1 protein-coding gene is annotated in these 1203 nt (G+C 66.5%); it reads left to right on the top strand.

The window, feature by feature from the left end:
* Positions 1 to 12: 12 nt before the first annotated feature.
* Complete coding sequence (gene tuf / locus OZN99_RS32025) at positions 13 to 1200, top strand: elongation factor Tu (RefSeq protein WP_270939225.1); 1188 nt, start codon at positions 13 to 15, stop codon at positions 1198 to 1200.
* The last annotated feature ends 3 nt before the right edge of the window (positions 1201 to 1203 follow it).

The following is a 1203-nucleotide window of genomic DNA, read 5'->3' as shown; positions in this document are numbered from 1 at the left end:
GGAAGCACGACGATGGCAAAGGCGAAGTTTGAGCGGACGAAGCCGCACTGCAACATTGGGACGATCGGTCACGTGGACCATGGGAAGACGTCGCTGACGGCGGCGATCACCAAGGTTCTGGCGAAGACGGGCGGTGCGACGTTCACGGCCTATGACCAGATCGACAAGGCGCCGGAGGAGAAGGCGCGCGGGATCACGATCTCGACGGCGCATGTGGAATACGAGACGAAGAACCGGCACTACGCGCATGTCGATTGCCCGGGCCACGCGGACTACGTGAAGAACATGATCACGGGCGCGGCGCAGATGGACGGCGCGATCCTGGTGGTGTCGGCCGCCGACGGCCCGATGCCGCAGACGCGGGAGCACATCCTGCTGGCGCGCCAGGTGGGCGTGCCGGCGCTGGTGGTGTTCCTGAACAAGATGGACATGGCCGACCCCGACCTGGTGGAGCTGGTGGAGATGGAGGTGCGCGAGCTCCTTTCGTCCTACAAGTTCCCGGGCGACGAGATCCCGGTGATCAAGGGCAGTGCGCTGGCGGCGCTGGAGGACAGCAACGCGGAGCTGGGCGAGCAGGCGATCCTGAAGCTGATGGAGGCGGTGGACGCCTACATCCCGCAGCCGGAGCGTCCGAAGGATCGTCCGTTCCTGATGCCGATCGAGGACGTGTTCTCGATCTCGGGCCGCGGCACGGTGGTGACGGGCCGCGTCGAGCGCGGGATCATCAAGGTGGGCGAGGAAGTCGAGATCGTCGGCCTGAAGGCCACGGTGAAGACGACGGTGACGGGCGTGGAGATGTTCCGCAAGCTGCTGGACAGCGGCGAGGCGGGCGACAACATCGGCGCGCTGCTGCGCGGCACGAAGCGCGAGGACGTGGAGCGCGGGCAGGTGCTGGCGGCGCCGGGCTCGATCACGCCGCACACCAACTTCAAGGCCGAGGCGTATATCCTGACGAAGGAGGAGGGCGGTCGTCACACGCCGTTCTTCACGAACTACCGTCCGCAGTTCTACTTCCGCACGACGGACGTGACGGGTGTGGTGAAGCTGCCGGAAGGGACGGAGATGGTGATGCCGGGCGACAACGTCTCGATGGATGTCGAGCTGATCGCGCCGATCGCCATGGACGAGGGGCTGCGCTTCGCCATCCGCGAGGGCGGCCGCACCGTCGGCGCCGGCGTCGTCGCCAAGATCGTCAAGTAGGGC

It is taken from the genome of Falsiroseomonas oryzae (genome assembly GCF_027856955.1).
Taxonomy (GTDB): domain Bacteria; phylum Pseudomonadota; class Alphaproteobacteria; order Acetobacterales; family Acetobacteraceae; genus Falsiroseomonas; species Falsiroseomonas oryzae.
This window is presented reverse-complemented; position numbering and strand designations above follow the sequence as displayed.